Raw genomic sequence first — 15,065 nt, 5'->3', positions numbered from 1 at the left:
TTTAACTCAGCAGACCAGTTTAGGTTTTAAACAATTTACAGGTTGCGATGCGTGTCACTAATTACCGGCGCTTCCCTGCACCAAAAGAAAAGGCGGCTCATAAGCCGCCTTAACAATCTATTGAATTTTCGCGTAACTTACTCGGTAACGATCGTTTGCACCTGCGCCGGGCCGGGGCTGTACCAGCCGTAGCCCGGCCCCCAGTCAGGCCCCCACGGGCCGCCACGCCAGCCCCAGGGCCCCATTGGCGCCGGAGGCATCATTACCTGCTGCGTCACCCGCCAGCGTTTAAAACCGCTGACGCTCATCGTGACGAATTTATACGGCGTCGCACCGATTTTGCCAGGCTGCACGCCGGTTATCGGCCCGACCACGGTGACAAGGTGCCCCTTGAAGTCCGTTGGCTCAAGGAAACCGTTTACCGTCGCCAGTACCCGCCCGCGCGATGGTTCACCGAGAATCGGCCGCGCGCCATCGTCCAGCGGCACTGCGGCGATTTCCAGCACCGTCTTACCCTGCTCATTCGCCACATTCACCACTTTACCGCCAAAGCGGGCCTCCGCGCCGTTAAACAGGCTTGGCGCGTTTTGCACCGACGCCAGCTCGGTGACCGGCGTTGGTGAGGAACCTTTAATCGCATCGGGGACGGTGACGCAGCCGGACAGCATCAAAACGCCGCCGGCCAATGCCGGCAGCGTGAATCGTTGAACTACGGTACGGATTCGCATGGTGCAATCTCCTGAAATATCTGTCACTTCGACTGTTGTTTTCGCCGCAAGTTGCAGAACGTTTCATCCCTGTCACGTATAAAGCGCACATAACGTGTAAACGACTATTCGCGCCCCGGCAACTTCTTCCAGGTGACCTCATTACGCAGATACGTCGGTTCTGCCTGTTCAACCGGGCAAGCCAGCCCCTGCTGCCAGGCATGCAGCGCCAGCGGCAACATATCTTCCGCCCGCGGCAGCAATATCTGACCATCATGCAGAGTAATCGGCGCTCCGGCAACCAGTTCCGGATAGGTTTGCCAGCCGGTACCGACCTGCGCCCAGTCGCCTTGCAGCCCCTGCGCGCGCGCCAGCGCCTGCTCGGGCGACAATACCGCCTCACCCTCGCTTTCCAACCACTGGCCATCGGACTGACGCTCAAACTGACCCCAGTAAACCTCGCCCATACGGGCGTCGATCGCCGCCAGCACGCGCTGCGCGCCGGTCATACGCCAGGCACCCTGCGCCATGGTCTGTAAGGTAGAAACGCCCAGCATCGGCAAATCGGCGCCTAACGCCAGCCCCTGCGCGATACCAATGCCGATACGCACGCCGGTGAAACTGCCGGGGCCACGCCCAAAGGCCAGCGCATCAAGCTCGGCAAGCGTCACGCCGGATTCGGCCAGGACCTGCTGCACCAGCGGCAGGATACGCTGCGTGTGTTCACGCGGGCACAGTTCAAACAGGGCGTGGGTTTCGCCTTGATTCCAGAGGGCAACGGAACAGGCTTCCGTTGCGGTATCGATCGCTAAAATTCGCGTGGACATGCCAACCTCAGGCGGGAAATATCAGTATTTTTTACAGGGCGCGCATTGTAGCACAGCCCGGATTACCGGCATAGCCGCAGCCGCACGGATACGGCGCAGCGGTTATTCCTGCTGCAAAAAGGCGATCGCCTTGCTCAGATCGCGCGTGCGCGGCGTAGGCGGCAGGCTGTTAAGGAAGACTTCGCCATAGGGACGCATCACCAGCCGGTTGTCGCAAATGACCAGCACGCCACGGTCGTCCGTATCGCGGATTAGGCGGCCGACGCCCTGCTTGAGGGTAATCACCGCATCCGGCAGCTGCACCTCATTAAACGGATCGCCGCCGCGCAGGCGGCAATCTTCAATGCGCGCCTTGAGCAACGGATCGTCCGGCGAGGTAAACGGCAGTTTATCGATAATCACGCACGACAGCGCATCGCCGCGCACGTCCACCCCCTCCCAGAAACTGCTGGTCGCCACCAGCAGTGCGTTGCCCGCCTCGACAAACTGCGCCAGCAGCTGTCCCTTACTGGTTTCACCCTGCACCAGTACCGGCAACGTCATCGACGCGCGAAACTCTTCGGCCAACTCGCGCATCATCTGGTGCGAGGTGCACAGGAAGAAACAGCGCCCCTGGTTGGCCTCAATCATCGGACGCAGCATCCGCGCCAGCTGGCGCGCTCCGCCCGGCTGATTCGGCGACGGCAGAAAACGCGGTACGCACAACAGCGCCTGGTTGGCATAGTCAAACGGGCTGGGTAACAGCAGCGTCTTCGCCTTGTTCAGCCCTAGCCGTTCGGTAAAGTGCCCCATCTGTTCATTCACCGACAACGTCGCCGAGGTGAAAATCCAACTGCCCGGTTTATCATCCAGCAGCTCACGGAAACGTTCCGCCACCGTCAGCGGCGTCAGCGCCAGCACGAAATTGCGCGCATTACACTCATACCAATAGCTAAAGCCGGGTTCATTGACCGATTTCAGGCGTTTAAGACGGGTGCGATATTGGCCTGCGCGCTCAAACGCGGCATCCAGCAGCGCCGAGCGCCCGAGCGACAGTTTCATCACGTCGTAACACAGCTCCAGCGCATCGTCGAGCAACAGCAAGGCGCGCTGCACATTGGGCTGGTTCAGCACGTCGCGCAGGTTGCCGCGAAAGCCCGGCTCCCCCAGCGCCAGCCGAAAATCCTGCGTACTCATGCTTAAGCGATCGGCGCTCTTTTGCAGCTGAGCCGCGTCGCGCACCTCGGTGCGGTAGGCGATGGTGATATCTTTCGCCAGATCCATCAGCTGACGGCTGGTCAGCTGTTTGCCAAAATACTGGCTGGCGATATCCGGGATCTGATGCGCCTCATCGAAAATCATCACATCCGCCTCGGGGATCAGCTCGGCAAAACCGCTTTCCTTCACCACCATATCCGCCAAAAACAGATGATGGTTCACCACCACCACGTCGGCGTCCATCGCCTTACGGCGGGCTTTGACCACGAAGCAGTCCTGATATTGCGGGCAATCGCTGCCCAGGCAGTTGTCATTGGTGCTGGTCACCAGCGGCCAGACGAAGCTGTCTTCAGCCACGTCGCTACAGCTGCTGATGTCGCCTTCCACGGTCTGCGACGACCAGCCGCGCAGCTGCACCAGATCGATCAGCGTCTGCCCCGCCAGCTCGCCGCCGGCCAGAGACTGTTGCTCCAGACGTTCCAGACATAGATAGTTGGAGCGCCCTTTCAGCAACGCCAGTTTACCCTTGAATTGCAACGCCTTGGCGATAGTCGGCAGATCGCGCGCGTACAGCTGATCCTGCAACGCCTTGGAGCCGGTGGAGATAATCACTTTTTTATTCGAACGCAGCGCCGGCGCCAGATAGGCAAACGTTTTACCGGTTCCGGTTCCCGCTTCCACCACCAGTTCCTGTTTAAAATTGATGGCTTCGGCGACCGCTTCGGCCATCAGCCGCTGCGCTTCGCGCGGTTTAAACCCTGTAATTGCCTGCGCCAATGCGCCGTCTGTTGCGAAATCGTCTGCCACGCTGCCTCACCGCCGAAAAAATTCAGCTGTGATTATATACACATTCCGCAGCGCCGTGCAGATGGCAGCAACGGACGTCATGCTGTGCTACCCTAAGCGGGCCAAAAATATGGAGATAACTGAATGAATATCGAACGCATTGATCCTGAACAGCGCTGGTCAGAAGCCGTGGTGCATAACGAAACCATCTATTACACCAGCGTGCCGGAAAATCTGGATGAGGACGCGACGGCGCAGACCGCAAACGCCCTGGCGGCGATTGACGTCCTGTTGGCGCGCGTAGGCTCAGACAAAAGCCGCGTCATGGACGCCACCGTGTTTCTCGCCGACGCGGCGGATTTTGCCGCCATGAACGCCGCCTGGGACGCCTGGGTGGTGCCCGGTAGCGCACCGGTGCGCTGCACCGTGCAGGCGAAGCTGATGAATCCGAAATACAAGGTTGAAATCAAAATCATCGCCGCCCAATAATTGTCATGCCGCGGACCTTCTACACCGCGGCACGATGATCCTGGCGCCGCTGCGGCGCCTTTATGCCAGCTTAATCAGCACCATCCCCGCCAACAACAGTGCAACGCCCAGCCAGCCTTTGCTATTGAGACGCTGACCGAACAGGATCCAGCCGGCGGCCACGGTGGCGACAATGCCAAAACCGCCCCACAGCGCATACGCGACCGACAGGTCAATTCCCTTAACCGCCTGCGCCAGCGCACTAAAGGCGGCCAATACCGACAGCAACGACAGCAACCCCAACCACACCCTGCGGAAACCGTCTGACATTTTCAGAAAAATGTTGGCGACAATCTCCAACGCCGTGGCCAGCACCAGAAAGCCGATATGAATCCACTCAAGCTGTTGCATGCTGCGCACCTCGCTCATCATCAGATTTCGGCGTCTTACGGGTGCCGGACTTCACCAGCATAATGCCCGCGATCAACGTCACCAGACCCAGTACCTTCAGCAGGGAAATCGGCTCATCGAACCACAGCACGCTGAACAGAGTAATAAACAAAATGCCAATGCCTTCCCACAGCGCATAGGCCACGCCCAGGGCGACACGCTTGACCGCCACAGACAACAAAATATATGACGTGGTAATCATCACATACATCACCATATGCCCCAGCATACCTCCGCTGACGCTGGCGTATTTCATCGACAGGGTGCCGATAATTTCTGTGGCGATCGCCAAACCTAAAAACAGCCAATAAATCATGATTTCTCTCCCAAACGGCGAATAACGCCCGCAAAGGTATATTTATCCCGATTTATCTCGTCCGAGCGGCATTTCGCCGCATCAGGATGCAGAGATCCCTGGGGATAAACTGACCCAAATGTTGTAAAAACAGAGTGTCCGGTTATGCGGAGATAAAGCCTGAAAAACGCAGCCTTATCGCAACCGGTTAAGGGAGAAAGGTGCTATAGCTCACTGCACCAGTGGTGTTCACTGGCAAGGATGGCAGACAGGAAAAGCTGACAGGTTGAGGTTCTAAGGGGGTTTTTATTTGTAGTCATCATAGTTATCTCGCTATCTTCAGCCGTACATATCACAAAACCCGTACGATTTGCTCAATATCCTCATTATGGAAAATTTTTAACGGATATAGTTGTACCACAGGCTCAAAAATAAAGCAAACGGCCATTTTGATAAGCAAGTTGCAAAAAATAAGTTAAAAATAAGAAAGTTATACAAATAAAAAACAAAAAAAGGCTCAACCAATGATTGAGCCTCCGAGTAACATGCCCTGTACAAGGATGCAGCAAACTCAGGCGCGGCAAGGCTTAGCCGCGCGCGCCATCCACCGCCTCGCGCGCCAGTTCGGTAATGCGCGCATAGTCGCCCTGCTCCAGCGCATCGCCAGGCACCAGCCAGGAACCGCCGATGCACAGCACGCTTTTCAGCGCCAGATAATCACGATAGTTGCCCGGCGTGATCCCACCGGTAGGACAAAAACGCACCTGCGGGAACGGACCGGCGATCGCCTGCAACGCCTTCACGCCGCCGTTGGCTTCCGCCGGGAAGAACTTGAACTCGCGCAGTCCGTAATCCATCCCCAGCATCAGTTCAGACACGGTGCTGATACCCGGAATCAACGGAATGCTGCCGGCGGTCGCCGCCTGCAGCAGATCGGCCGTCAGCCCCGGGCTGATGGCAAACTGTGCGCCCGCTTCGGTCACCGCCTGCAGCTGCTGCGGGTTGATCACCGTACCGGCGCCGATAATCGCCTCAGGCACGTCCTTGGCAATGGCGCGGATAGCATCCAGCCCGCACTCGGTGCGCAACGTCACCTCCAGCACGCGCACCCCGCCGGCGACCAACGCTTTCGCCAGCGGCACCGCGTGTTCCAGCTTGTTAATCACAATAACCGGCACAACCGGACCCGCGGTCAGAATCTGCTGCGCGCTGGTTTTCCAGTGATTCATCGTCATTTTCTCCACATTGAGGTTGGTGTATGGCACGCCCCTGCCACAGGGCCTTCAGACCATAGTCTGAAAAGTCCGGCCGTACCCTCAGCCTGATCGACAGGCAAAAAAAAGCCGGCAGACCCGCTGCCGGCGTAACAATTTATTCGAACTCGTTCCAGGAACGGCCGTCGCGGGTGATCATCGCCACCGACGCCACCGGCCCCCAGGTGCCCGCCTGATAAGGCTTAGGCGCGTCATTGTCGGCTTTCCAGGCGTCCATGATGGAGTCGACCCACTTCCAGGCCTCTTCCACCTCATCACGGCGGACAAACAGCGCCTGAATACCGCGCATGCTTTCCAGCAGCAGACGCTCATAGGCGTCAGCAACGTGTTCCTGGTTGAAGGTTTCCGAGAAGCTCAGATCCAGCTTAGTGGTTTGCAGATGATGCTTATGGTCAAGGCCCGGCACTTTATTCAGCACCTGGATCTCAATCCCTTCATCCGGCTGCAGACGGATGGTCAGCTTGTTCTGCGGCAGTTGCTGATACGAGTCGCTGAACAGGTTAAGCGGCGGGTTCTTAAAGTACACCACCACTTCGGAGCATTTAGCCGGCAGGCGTTTGCCGGTGCGCAGATAGAACGGCACGCCGGCCCACTGCCAGTTGTCGATATCCACACGGATAGAGACAAAGGTCTCCGTGTTACTGCTCTTGTTGGCGCCCTCTTCCTCCAGATAGCCAGGCACCTTGCGCCCCTGCACAAAGCCGGAGGTGTACTGGCCGCGCACCGTCGTTTCACGTACGTTGCGCTGGTCGATACGGCGCAGCGAACGCAGCACTTTCACCTTCTCGTCACGAATGCGGTCGGTGGTCAGATCCGCCGGCGGCGACATGGCGATCATGGTCAGCACCTGCAGCAGGTGGTTCTGGATCATATCGCGCATCTGGCCGGCCTGGTCGAAGTAACCCCAGCGCCCTTCAATGCCCACCTCTTCCGCGACGGTGATTTGCACCGAGTCGATGGTGCGGTTATCCCAGTTAGAGGCGAACAGCGAGTTGGCGAAACGCAGCGCCAGCAGGTTCAGTACCGTCTCTTTGCCCAGATAGTGGTCAATACGGTACACCTGACTTTCGTTGAAGAACTCAGCCACCTGATCGTTGATCAGGCGTGAAGAGGCCAGATCGGTGCCCAGCGGTTTCTCCATCACTACGCGCGCCGGCTCTTTGTTCAGTTTGGCCTGGCCTAACCCTTTGCAGATCGCGCCGAAGGTGCTTGGCGGCATTGCAAAGTAGTTGATGGTGGTACGGTTTTCCTGATCCAACATTTTGCCCAGTTTGGCAAAATTTTTGCTGTCGTTGACATCAAGATTACAGAAATCTAATCGCGCGCTGAGCGTAGCCCACAGTTCGTCATCCAGCTTTTCCTTCATAAAGGTTTCAAGCGCTTCTTTGACGACCTTGGTATAAGCGTCTTTATCCCACTCTGCACGGCCCACCCCGATAATACGGGTGTCCGGGTGGATATGACCGGCTTTTTCTAATTGGTACAGGGAAGGCAGCAGCTTACGGCGCGCCAAATCCCCCTTCGCGCCGAAAATAACCAGGTCGCACGCCTGGGCTGTAGAGGTTACCGCCATGTTCATCTCCTCGTTGCAGGATATTTGTAATTTTCTTACATTACTAATGTACTCTCTTTACCTACGGCCAGTAAACCCGGATTAAAAGCAGAAAAACGCCAGAAACTTTGCGGCTATACGTTGAAACTCTGCCGAACCGGCAACGTTAGCCAAAATTGTAATTTTCTGTCTTTTTTGTCGCTCTTTTACCATTATGAAAGTTAGACACAGCTCATATTCTGGTGAAAAATCCCAGCAAACGCTCTGTCGAGACTGCCAACGGTTACCAGCACGTAGTATATTTTCACTAAACCGGCATTGATTTCTCCTTTGATTGAAATCGATATACCCAATTGATTTCTCGTTGCATCCTGGCGCAGGCCGGCCCTTCACGCCGCCCCGCACACATCAGGCGCGTTTTTTGCGTACCGGCAACCGGAAATATGCAGGGTAAAAACCCATGAGTGACACCCGTTATATGAATACGCTGGAAAAAATTCACAGCCATTTAGAGCAGCTGAGCAAATCCGAAAGAAAAGTCGCCGAGGTGATCCTCGCATCGCCACAGACGGCGATCCATTCCAGCATCGCCACGCTGGCGCGTATGGCCGACGTTAGCGAGCCAACGGTAAACCGCTTTTGCCGCCGTCTTGATACCAAAGGTTTTCCCGATTTTAAACTGCATCTGGCACAGAGCCTGGCGAATGGCACGCCCTACGTCAATCGCAACGTCGAAGAAGACGACAGCGTCGAGGCCTACACCAGTAAAATTTTTGAATCGGTGATGGCCAGCCTGGATACAGTAAAGGCAAATTTAGATATCGCCGCCATAAATCGTGCGGTTGACCTGCTGACCCAGGCGAAAAAAATCTCCTTCTTTGGCCTCGGCGCCTCTGCGGCGGTTGCTCACGATGCCATGAACAAGTTCTTCCGCTTCAATATTCCGGTCGCCTACTTCGACGATATCGTGATGCAGCGCATGAGCTGCATGAACTCCGGCGAAGGCGATGTGGTAGTGTTGATTTCACACACCGGCCGCACCAAGAACCTGGTGGAAATGGCGCGTCTGGCGCGCGACAACGATGCCGCGGTGATCGCCGTCACCTCCCATGACTCGCCATTGGCGCGCGAAGCGACGCTGGCGCTGCTGCTCGACGTGCCGGAAGATACCGACGTCTACATGCCGATGGTGTCGCGCATCGCTCAGCTTACGCTGATTGACGTGCTGGCGACCGGTTTTACCCTGCGCCGCGGGGATAAATTCAGAGATAACTTGAAGCGGGTCAAGGAAGCGTTGAAAGAATCGCGCTTTGATAAAGACGTAGAGATTCCCAACAATTTCGAGTCATAATCGAAACGGCCCTCATTCACCGCCGGGCAGCCTCTGCGAGGCGATTTGATCGGCGGCACTATAGGTTGTACCGTGTAACACGTTCCTGCGGATAACCCGGGTGTGACGCCAGCGTCATGAAACGTGGCTAGGGTGACATTTCACGCCGGTTCGCGTTATCCGATGCTTATCGCAGCACTTTTTTTTATTTGCTTCACCAGTCAACGGAGTACTACATGTCCAGACGGCTCAGAAGAACCAAAATCGTTACTACACTGGGTCCGGCTACCGACCGCGACAATAATCTGGAAAAGATCATTGCTGCCGGCGCCAACGTAGTCCGGCTTAATTTTTCCCATGGCAATGCGGAAGACCACCTGGCACGCGCAGATAAAGTTCGCGAAATCGCCGCCAAGCTGGGTCGGCACGTTGCTATTCTCGGCGATCTTCAGGGGCCAAAAATCCGTGTATCCACCTTCAAGGAAGGCAAGGTCTTCCTGAATGTTGGTGATAAATTCCTGCTCGATGCCGAAATGGCGAAAGGCGAAGGCGATAAAGAAAAAGTCGGCATCGACTATAAAGGCCTGCCTGCCGATGTGGTGCCGGGCGATGTGCTGCTGCTCGACGACGGACGCGTGCAGCTGAAGGTGCTGGAAGTTCAGGGCATGAAAGTGTTCACCGAAGTCACCGTCGGCGGCCCGCTGTCCAACAACAAAGGCATCAACAAGCTGGGCGGCGGTCTGTCTGCCGCGGCGCTGACAGAGAAAGACAAGGCCGACATCGTCACCGCCGCTAAAATTGACGTGGACTATCTGGCCGTTTCCTTCCCGCGTACCGGCGAAGACTTGCACTATGCACGCCGTCTGGCGCGTGATGCTGGCTGCAACGCCAAAATCGTCGCCAAGGTTGAACGTGCGGAAGCCGTCTGCGATGAAGAAGCGATGGACGATATTATCCTGGCATCCGACGTGGTGATGGTGGCACGCGGTGACCTGGGAGTGGAAATCGGCGATCCGGAACTGGTAGGCATTCAGAAAACGCTGATCCGCCGCGCCCGTACGCTGAACCGCGCGGTCATCACCGCCACCCAGATGATGGAATCGATGATTACCAACCCGATGCCAACCCGTGCGGAAGTGATGGACGTAGCGAACGCCGTACTGGACGGCACCGATGCGGTCATGCTGTCAGCGGAAACCGCTGCCGGTCAATACCCGGCGGAAACCGTCGCCGCTATGGCGCGCGTGTGTCTCGGTGCGGAAAAAATCCCCAGCATCAATGTTTCCAAACACCGTCTGGACGTACAGTTCGACAACATCGAAGAGGCGATCGCCATGTCTTCGATGTACGCCGCCAACCATCTGAAAGGGGTAACGGCAATTATCGCCATGACTGAATCCGGTCGCACCGCGCTGATGATGTCCCGCATCAGCTCCGGCCTGCCGATTTTCGCCATGTCGCGCCATGAGCACACGTTAAACCTGGCCGCTCTATACCGTGGCGTCACGCCGGTCTATTTCGACAGCCACACCGACGGCGTAGCCGCCGCCAATGACGCCATCAACCGTCTGCGCGACAAAGGCTACCTGCTGTCCGGCGACCTGGTGCTGGTCACGCAAGGCGACGTGATGGGCACCGTCGGCACTACCAATACCAGCCGTATCCTGCGTATTGAGTGATTTGATGCTCAATTGGCCGGTCTGCCCTGCGCAGGCCGGCATTCTTCTACGGGTTCTGCACCCCTTCAACGTTGTCCTAACCATAAGGAAAGTACGGCGTGCTGCATCAACATACCTCACATCCCTACACCAATCGTTCCGTAAGCTTAGAACTGGACGGCCAACAGCTCGACAAGCTTGATACCGCCATGCTGGCAGGAACGGGGCTACGCAAGATAAGTCTCTATAATAACCAACTGAAAGTATTTCCGCCGGAGATCGTCAACCACAGCCAACTGCAAGTGCTGAATATTTCCGTGAATCAGTTAACTGCTGTGCCGGATGGAATTGTTCAGCTGCGGCAATTGGAAATGCTCGATCTGGGACACAACCAACTCAGCGTGATCCCTGGCGAAATCGGCCAGCTCAACGCGTTGAAATACCTTTACCTCAGCGACAACCAGCTCAGTGCCTTGCCGGCATCCTTATCCGAATTAACAGCGCTACGCTATCTGAACGCAACTGACAATCGCCTGACCACCCTGCCGGACGCCCTTTGTCGGCTCACGTCGTTGCAAGAGCTCAGGCTTTACCATAATCAGATCGCTCATCTGCCTGAATCCATCCATCGGCTGTCACTGCTGCGGGAATTACATCTGATGCACAATCAGTTAACGTCATTGCCGACCAGCTTTGGTGAGTTAGGCACGCTTAACATATTGGATGTCTCCAACAACGTCATTACCCACCTGCCGGATACGTTCTGTCAGCTTTCCCAACTGTGTGAGCTTAATTTGCGCTTTAATCAGCTCACTCAGCTGCCCGAAAACATAGGACAGCTGAGCAAGTTGCAAACTCTGGATCTGCGCGCTAATCGGCTCACGACGTTGCCGGCCAGTCTGGCCGAGATGAAAAGTTTGCGCCGGCTTGATTTACGCTGGAATGACTTCACCCGCTATCCTGCGGTTCTCGACCTGCTGATCGAACGCGGGTGTATGGTGCACGCGTAAATAACAAAAGGCGCCATTTTGGCGCCTTTTTACATTATTTCACCTATGCATCAGCGGTATAAATCATCGCGCGAATAGGGTTCAATCTCCCCTTCCTTACGCGTCTTCAGCAATTTGAGGATCCAGGTGTACTGCTCAGGGTTTGGTCCCACCAGGTTCTCCACCTCTTCGTTCATCCGCCGGGCAATGCGGTTGTCGTCAGCCTGCGCCAGATCGTCCATTGGCTCGCGGATATAGATATCCAGCATGCTGGTTTTACCGTCATACACCGGGAATAACGGCACGATCGCCGCGCGGCACACTTTCATCAGGCGTCCGACCGCCGGCAGCGTCGCCTTATAGGTGGCGAAGAAGTCGACAAACTCGCTGTGCTCCGCACCATGATCCTGATCCGGCAGATAATAGCCCCAGTACCCTTGGCGAACCGAACTGATAAAGGGTTTAATACCATCGTTGCGCGCATGCATCCGGCCGCCAAATTTGCGCCTTACCGCATTCCACAGGTAATCCACCAGTTGGTTACGCTGGTTATGGAACATCGCCGCCATCGGTTGACCACGCGCCGCCATCAGCATCGCCGGCACATCCACCGCCCAGCCATGCGGCACCAGGAAAATAACGTTGCGCCCTTCTGCACGGATCTTATCCAGCACCTCTTCACCGTGCCAACGCACGCGCTTCAGTACCCGCTGCGGATTGGTGCAGGCCAGCTCCGCCATCAGCACCATCGACTGCGGCGCGGTGGCGAACATCTCGTCAATGATATGTTCGCGATCGCTTTCCGGCACTTCCGGCAGGCAATACAACAGATTAACACGGGCGCGACGGCGGGCGCCTTTCGCCACCCGACCGGCCAAGCGGCCCAAACCGCCCAGCAGCGGGTCGCGCATCCGCGCAGGTATCAGCGAGACGCCGGCCATCAGCCCCGTTCCCAGCCAAACGCCCCAGTAGCGCGGATGGAAGAAGGCTTTTTGAAACTGCGGGATAAATTCTACGTTCGACTTTTTTTCGTTTTGCATGCACCAACTCTTAACTTAGCGATTCGGCTATTATCCCAGACATTACGCGCTGTACGGCGATTTTCCACGCGCGCGCTATTCAAAGGCTATTGGGTATAATAATTGCAGATGATGAATTTGCAATTCGCCACGGCGAAACGCCAAATAAGGAAAAGCCCGATCGCGGATCGGGCCAATAAATAATGTTAACGGCGGACTCAGTCCAGCTGCAACTGCGGCACCACTTCTTTCACCTGCGCCAGGTATTCACGGCGATCTTTACCGCTCAGACCTTCAGAACGCGGCAGCTTGGCCGTCAGCGGGTTCACCGCCTGCTTGCCGACCCAGAACTCATAGTGCAGGTGCGGGCCGGTAGAACGCCCGGTATTGCCGGAAAGCGCGATGCGATCGCCGCGTTTTACTTTCTGACCCGGCTTCACCAGCAGCTTCTTCAGGTGCATATAGCGCGTGGTGTATTGGCGGCCATGGCGGATAGCCACATAGTTGCCCGCCGCGCCGCTGCGCTTGGCGATAACCACCTCACCATCGCCTACGGCCAGCACCGGCGTACCGACCGGCATGGCAAAATCGACGCCTTTATGCGGCGCAATGCGTCCGGTGACCGGGTTAACGCGGCGCGGGTTAAAGTTGGAGGAGATACGGAACTGCTTTATGGTCGGGAAACGCATAAAGCCGCGCGCCAGGCCTGAGCCCTGACGATCGTAGAACTTGCCGTCCTCGGCGCGAATGGCGTAGTAGTTTTTACCGCCGGTGCGCATACGTACGCCCAGCAGTTGGCTCTGTTCACGCTTGCCTTCAAAATGCTCGCGCGACATCAGCACCGCAAACTGGTCGCCTTTGCGCAGCTTGCGGAAATCCAGCTGCCACTGCAGCGCCTTGGTCACCGCGCTGATTTCAGAACGGCTCAGTCCGGCAGCGGAAGCGCTGGCGACAAAGCTACCGTTCAGACGGCCGCTGATGACCTTGTTGCTCCACTCGCCTTCCTGAGTTTCTTCGCTGGATTTGAAATTGTTGCCAACGCGCTCATAAGTACGGGTTTCGCGGCGGGAAACTTCCCAGGTCAGCGTTTGCAGATCGCCGGTTTCGTTCACCGTCCAGGAGAGCTGCTGGCCGATTTTCAAGTTACGCAGGTCGCGGTTTTGCGAAGCCAACAGCGTGACGTCCGACATGTCGATGCCGTACTGGGTCAGAATGCTGCTCAGGGTATCACCGGTAGAGACCACGTATTCATGCACACCCTCCTCGCCGGCGACCTTTTGGTCCAGCTCATCCTGCGGGATTTCATCATCCGGGGTGGGTTGATCGATATCGATGGGTTCACTGGCCTCAGGCAACAGCGAATGCAGCTGGCTGGACTCTAGTTCGACGTTCTTAACGATGGGGTTATGGTCTGGGTGATAAACAAAAGGCCGCCAAACAGCAACGGCCAATGTGACGACTGTCAGCGACCCCAGCATGACGCGATGGGGCCGAGGCAGGTTGTTATACGCCAGAGCGATAGTTCGGACTATCTGCTGCACTCTTGGATATCCTCATAAGCTTTACTTCAGGCAGCTCACGTATTGGTTCGACAGCGCTGTCAGGAAGTTCCCGTAGCTGTCCTTCCCCAATGCGATGCCGCTGCCCAACGGGTCCAGCGTTCCGGAACGCACCTTGGTACCCTTGGCAACGGCAGTGATTACGGCCGGCCTGAATTGTGGCTCAGCAAAAACACATACTGCTTTCTGCTCAACCAACTGTGTTCGAATTTGGTGTAAGCGCTGTGCTCCAGGCTGGATCTCAGGGTTAACGGTAAAATGGCCCAGTGGACTCAAACCGTAATGTTTTTCGAAATAGCCGTAAGCGTCATGAAAAACAAAATATCCCTTGCCTTGCACAGGCGTAAGCATCTTACCAACATTTTTGTCAGTTTGCGTCAGCAGATTCTCGAACTGACGCAGGTTCGCGTCTAGTTTGTCTTTATTTTGCGGCATAAGTTCCAACAATCTGTCATGAATCGCGATCGCAGTCACTTTTGCCATCTCCGGAGACAGCCAGAGGTGCATATTGTATTCACCATGATGGTGACCGTGTTCGTGCTCATCGTCATGTCCTTCATGATGATGTTCATCCCCTTCGGCATCCTTCAGCAGCAGCGGTTTTATCGCCGGCAGCGCGGCCACAGACAGCTGCTTTTGCGCATCAATCGGCTGCAGCGGCTTGCTGAGGAACGCCTCTAACTCCGGGCCGACCCACACCACCAAGTCAGCCGAGCGCAGGCGGCGCAGATCGGAGGGACGCAGCGCGAAATCATGGGGCGACGCGCCGTTCGGCAGCAGAACTTCGGTTTCCGTCACGCCATCGGCGATGGCGGAGGCAATAAACCCTAGCGGACGAACCGATGTCACCACCGCCGCCGTCGCACTGCCGGCCATCATCAGCGCGCTTGCCAGCAGCGCGCGCTGCAGCCATTTTTTTTTCTGTATCATCGTGTGTTATCCCGTCGTGTTTGT

14 protein-coding genes are annotated in these 15,065 nt (G+C 56.5%); 4 read left to right on the top strand and 10 right to left on the bottom strand.

What is annotated here, in order from left to right; translation table 11 throughout:
- Positions 1-137: 137 nt before the first annotated feature.
- The 3 genes from FO014_RS20555 to yoaA all read right to left on the bottom strand — a co-directional run bounded on the left by FO014_RS20555 (position 138) and on the right by yoaA (position 3,538).
- Entirely contained in the window at positions 138-728 is a 591-nt protein-coding gene (locus FO014_RS20555) for a Slp family lipoprotein (RefSeq protein WP_160030876.1), read from the bottom strand.
- Positions 729-832: 104 nt separating this feature from the next.
- Positions 833-1,534 (bottom strand): tRNA (adenosine(37)-N6)-threonylcarbamoyltransferase complex dimerization subunit type 1 TsaB, encoded by a 702-nt coding sequence (tsaB, locus tag FO014_RS20550; protein ID WP_160030875.1) that lies wholly within the window; start codon positions 1,532-1,534, stop codon positions 833-835.
- A 102-nt stretch (positions 1,535-1,636) separates the two neighbouring features.
- Positions 1,637-3,538 carry a DNA repair helicase YoaA gene (gene yoaA, locus FO014_RS20545; RefSeq protein ID WP_160030874.1) on the bottom strand — a complete coding sequence of 634 codons (1,902 nt, stop codon included), beginning with the start codon at positions 3,536-3,538 and terminating at the stop codon, positions 1,637-1,639.
- 123 nt (positions 3,539-3,661) lie between these two features.
- Between yoaA and FO014_RS20540 the strand changes: the two genes are divergently transcribed.
- Complete coding sequence (locus FO014_RS20540; protein WP_105231392.1) at positions 3,662-4,006, top strand: RidA family protein; 345 nt, start codon at positions 3,662-3,664, stop codon at positions 4,004-4,006.
- Between the two features lie 60 nt (positions 4,007-4,066).
- On the opposite strand, the gene mdtI is transcribed toward FO014_RS20540, so the two are convergent.
- From mdtI to zwf, 4 genes are all read right to left on the bottom strand, one after another.
- The gene (gene mdtI / locus FO014_RS20535) at positions 4,067-4,396 is read right to left on the bottom strand and encodes a multidrug/spermidine efflux SMR transporter subunit MdtI (protein ID WP_160030873.1); all 330 of its coding nucleotides are present in this window, start codon (positions 4,394-4,396) and stop codon (positions 4,067-4,069) included.
- The gene (gene mdtJ / locus FO014_RS20530; protein WP_160030872.1) at positions 4,383-4,751 is read right to left on the bottom strand and encodes a multidrug/spermidine efflux SMR transporter subunit MdtJ; all 369 of its coding nucleotides are present in this window, start codon (positions 4,749-4,751) and stop codon (positions 4,383-4,385) included. Before mdtJ ends, mdtI begins: the two co-directional genes overlap by 14 nt.
- A 566-nt stretch (positions 4,752-5,317) precedes the next feature.
- Entirely contained in the window at positions 5,318-5,959 is a 642-nt protein-coding gene (locus FO014_RS20525; RefSeq protein ID WP_160030871.1) for a bifunctional 4-hydroxy-2-oxoglutarate aldolase/2-dehydro-3-deoxy-phosphogluconate aldolase, read from the bottom strand.
- A 142-nt stretch (positions 5,960-6,101) separates the two neighbouring features.
- The gene (zwf, locus tag FO014_RS20520) at positions 6,102-7,577 is read right to left on the bottom strand and encodes a glucose-6-phosphate dehydrogenase (protein WP_160030870.1); all 1,476 of its coding nucleotides are present in this window, start codon (positions 7,575-7,577) and stop codon (positions 6,102-6,104) included.
- Between the two features lie 457 nt (positions 7,578-8,034).
- Here zwf and FO014_RS20515 point away from each other — a divergent pair, with 457 nt between their 5' ends.
- The 3 genes from FO014_RS20515 (at position 8,035) to FO014_RS20505 (ending at position 11,554) form a co-directional block, all read left to right on the top strand.
- A complete protein-coding gene (locus FO014_RS20515) occupies positions 8,035-8,907 on the top strand; it encodes a MurR/RpiR family transcriptional regulator (RefSeq protein ID WP_160031454.1) in 873 nt (290 codons plus the stop codon).
- Between the two features lie 215 nt (positions 8,908-9,122).
- Positions 9,123-10,565: a pyruvate kinase gene (gene pyk, locus FO014_RS20510; protein WP_160030869.1), complete on the top strand. Its 1,443-nt coding sequence runs from the start codon at positions 9,123-9,125 to the stop codon at positions 10,563-10,565.
- Positions 10,566-10,663: 98 nt separating this feature from the next.
- Complete coding sequence (locus FO014_RS20505; RefSeq protein WP_246168017.1) at positions 10,664-11,554, top strand: leucine-rich repeat domain-containing protein; 891 nt, start codon at positions 10,664-10,666, stop codon at positions 11,552-11,554.
- A gap of 50 nt (positions 11,555-11,604) precedes the next feature.
- On the opposite strand, the gene lpxM is transcribed toward FO014_RS20505, so the two are convergent.
- The 3 genes from lpxM to znuA form a co-directional block, all read right to left on the bottom strand.
- Complete coding sequence (gene lpxM, locus FO014_RS20500; protein ID WP_160030868.1) at positions 11,605-12,573, bottom strand: lauroyl-Kdo(2)-lipid IV(A) myristoyltransferase; 969 nt, start codon at positions 12,571-12,573, stop codon at positions 11,605-11,607.
- A gap of 197 nt (positions 12,574-12,770) precedes the next feature.
- Entirely contained in the window at positions 12,771-14,093 is a 1,323-nt protein-coding gene (mepM, locus tag FO014_RS20495; protein WP_160030867.1) for a murein DD-endopeptidase MepM, read from the bottom strand.
- A gap of 21 nt (positions 14,094-14,114) precedes the next feature.
- A complete protein-coding gene (gene znuA / locus FO014_RS20490; protein ID WP_160030866.1) occupies positions 14,115-15,041 on the bottom strand; it encodes a zinc ABC transporter substrate-binding protein ZnuA in 927 nt (308 codons plus the stop codon).
- Between the last annotated feature and the right edge of the window lie 24 nt (positions 15,042-15,065).

This window comes from Serratia rhizosphaerae (assembly GCF_009817885.1).
GTDB lineage: Bacteria > Pseudomonadota > Gammaproteobacteria > Enterobacterales > Enterobacteriaceae > Serratia_B > Serratia_B rhizosphaerae.
The sequence above is the reverse complement of the archived record's forward strand: the minus strand, read 5'-3'. Positions and strand labels throughout refer to the sequence as shown.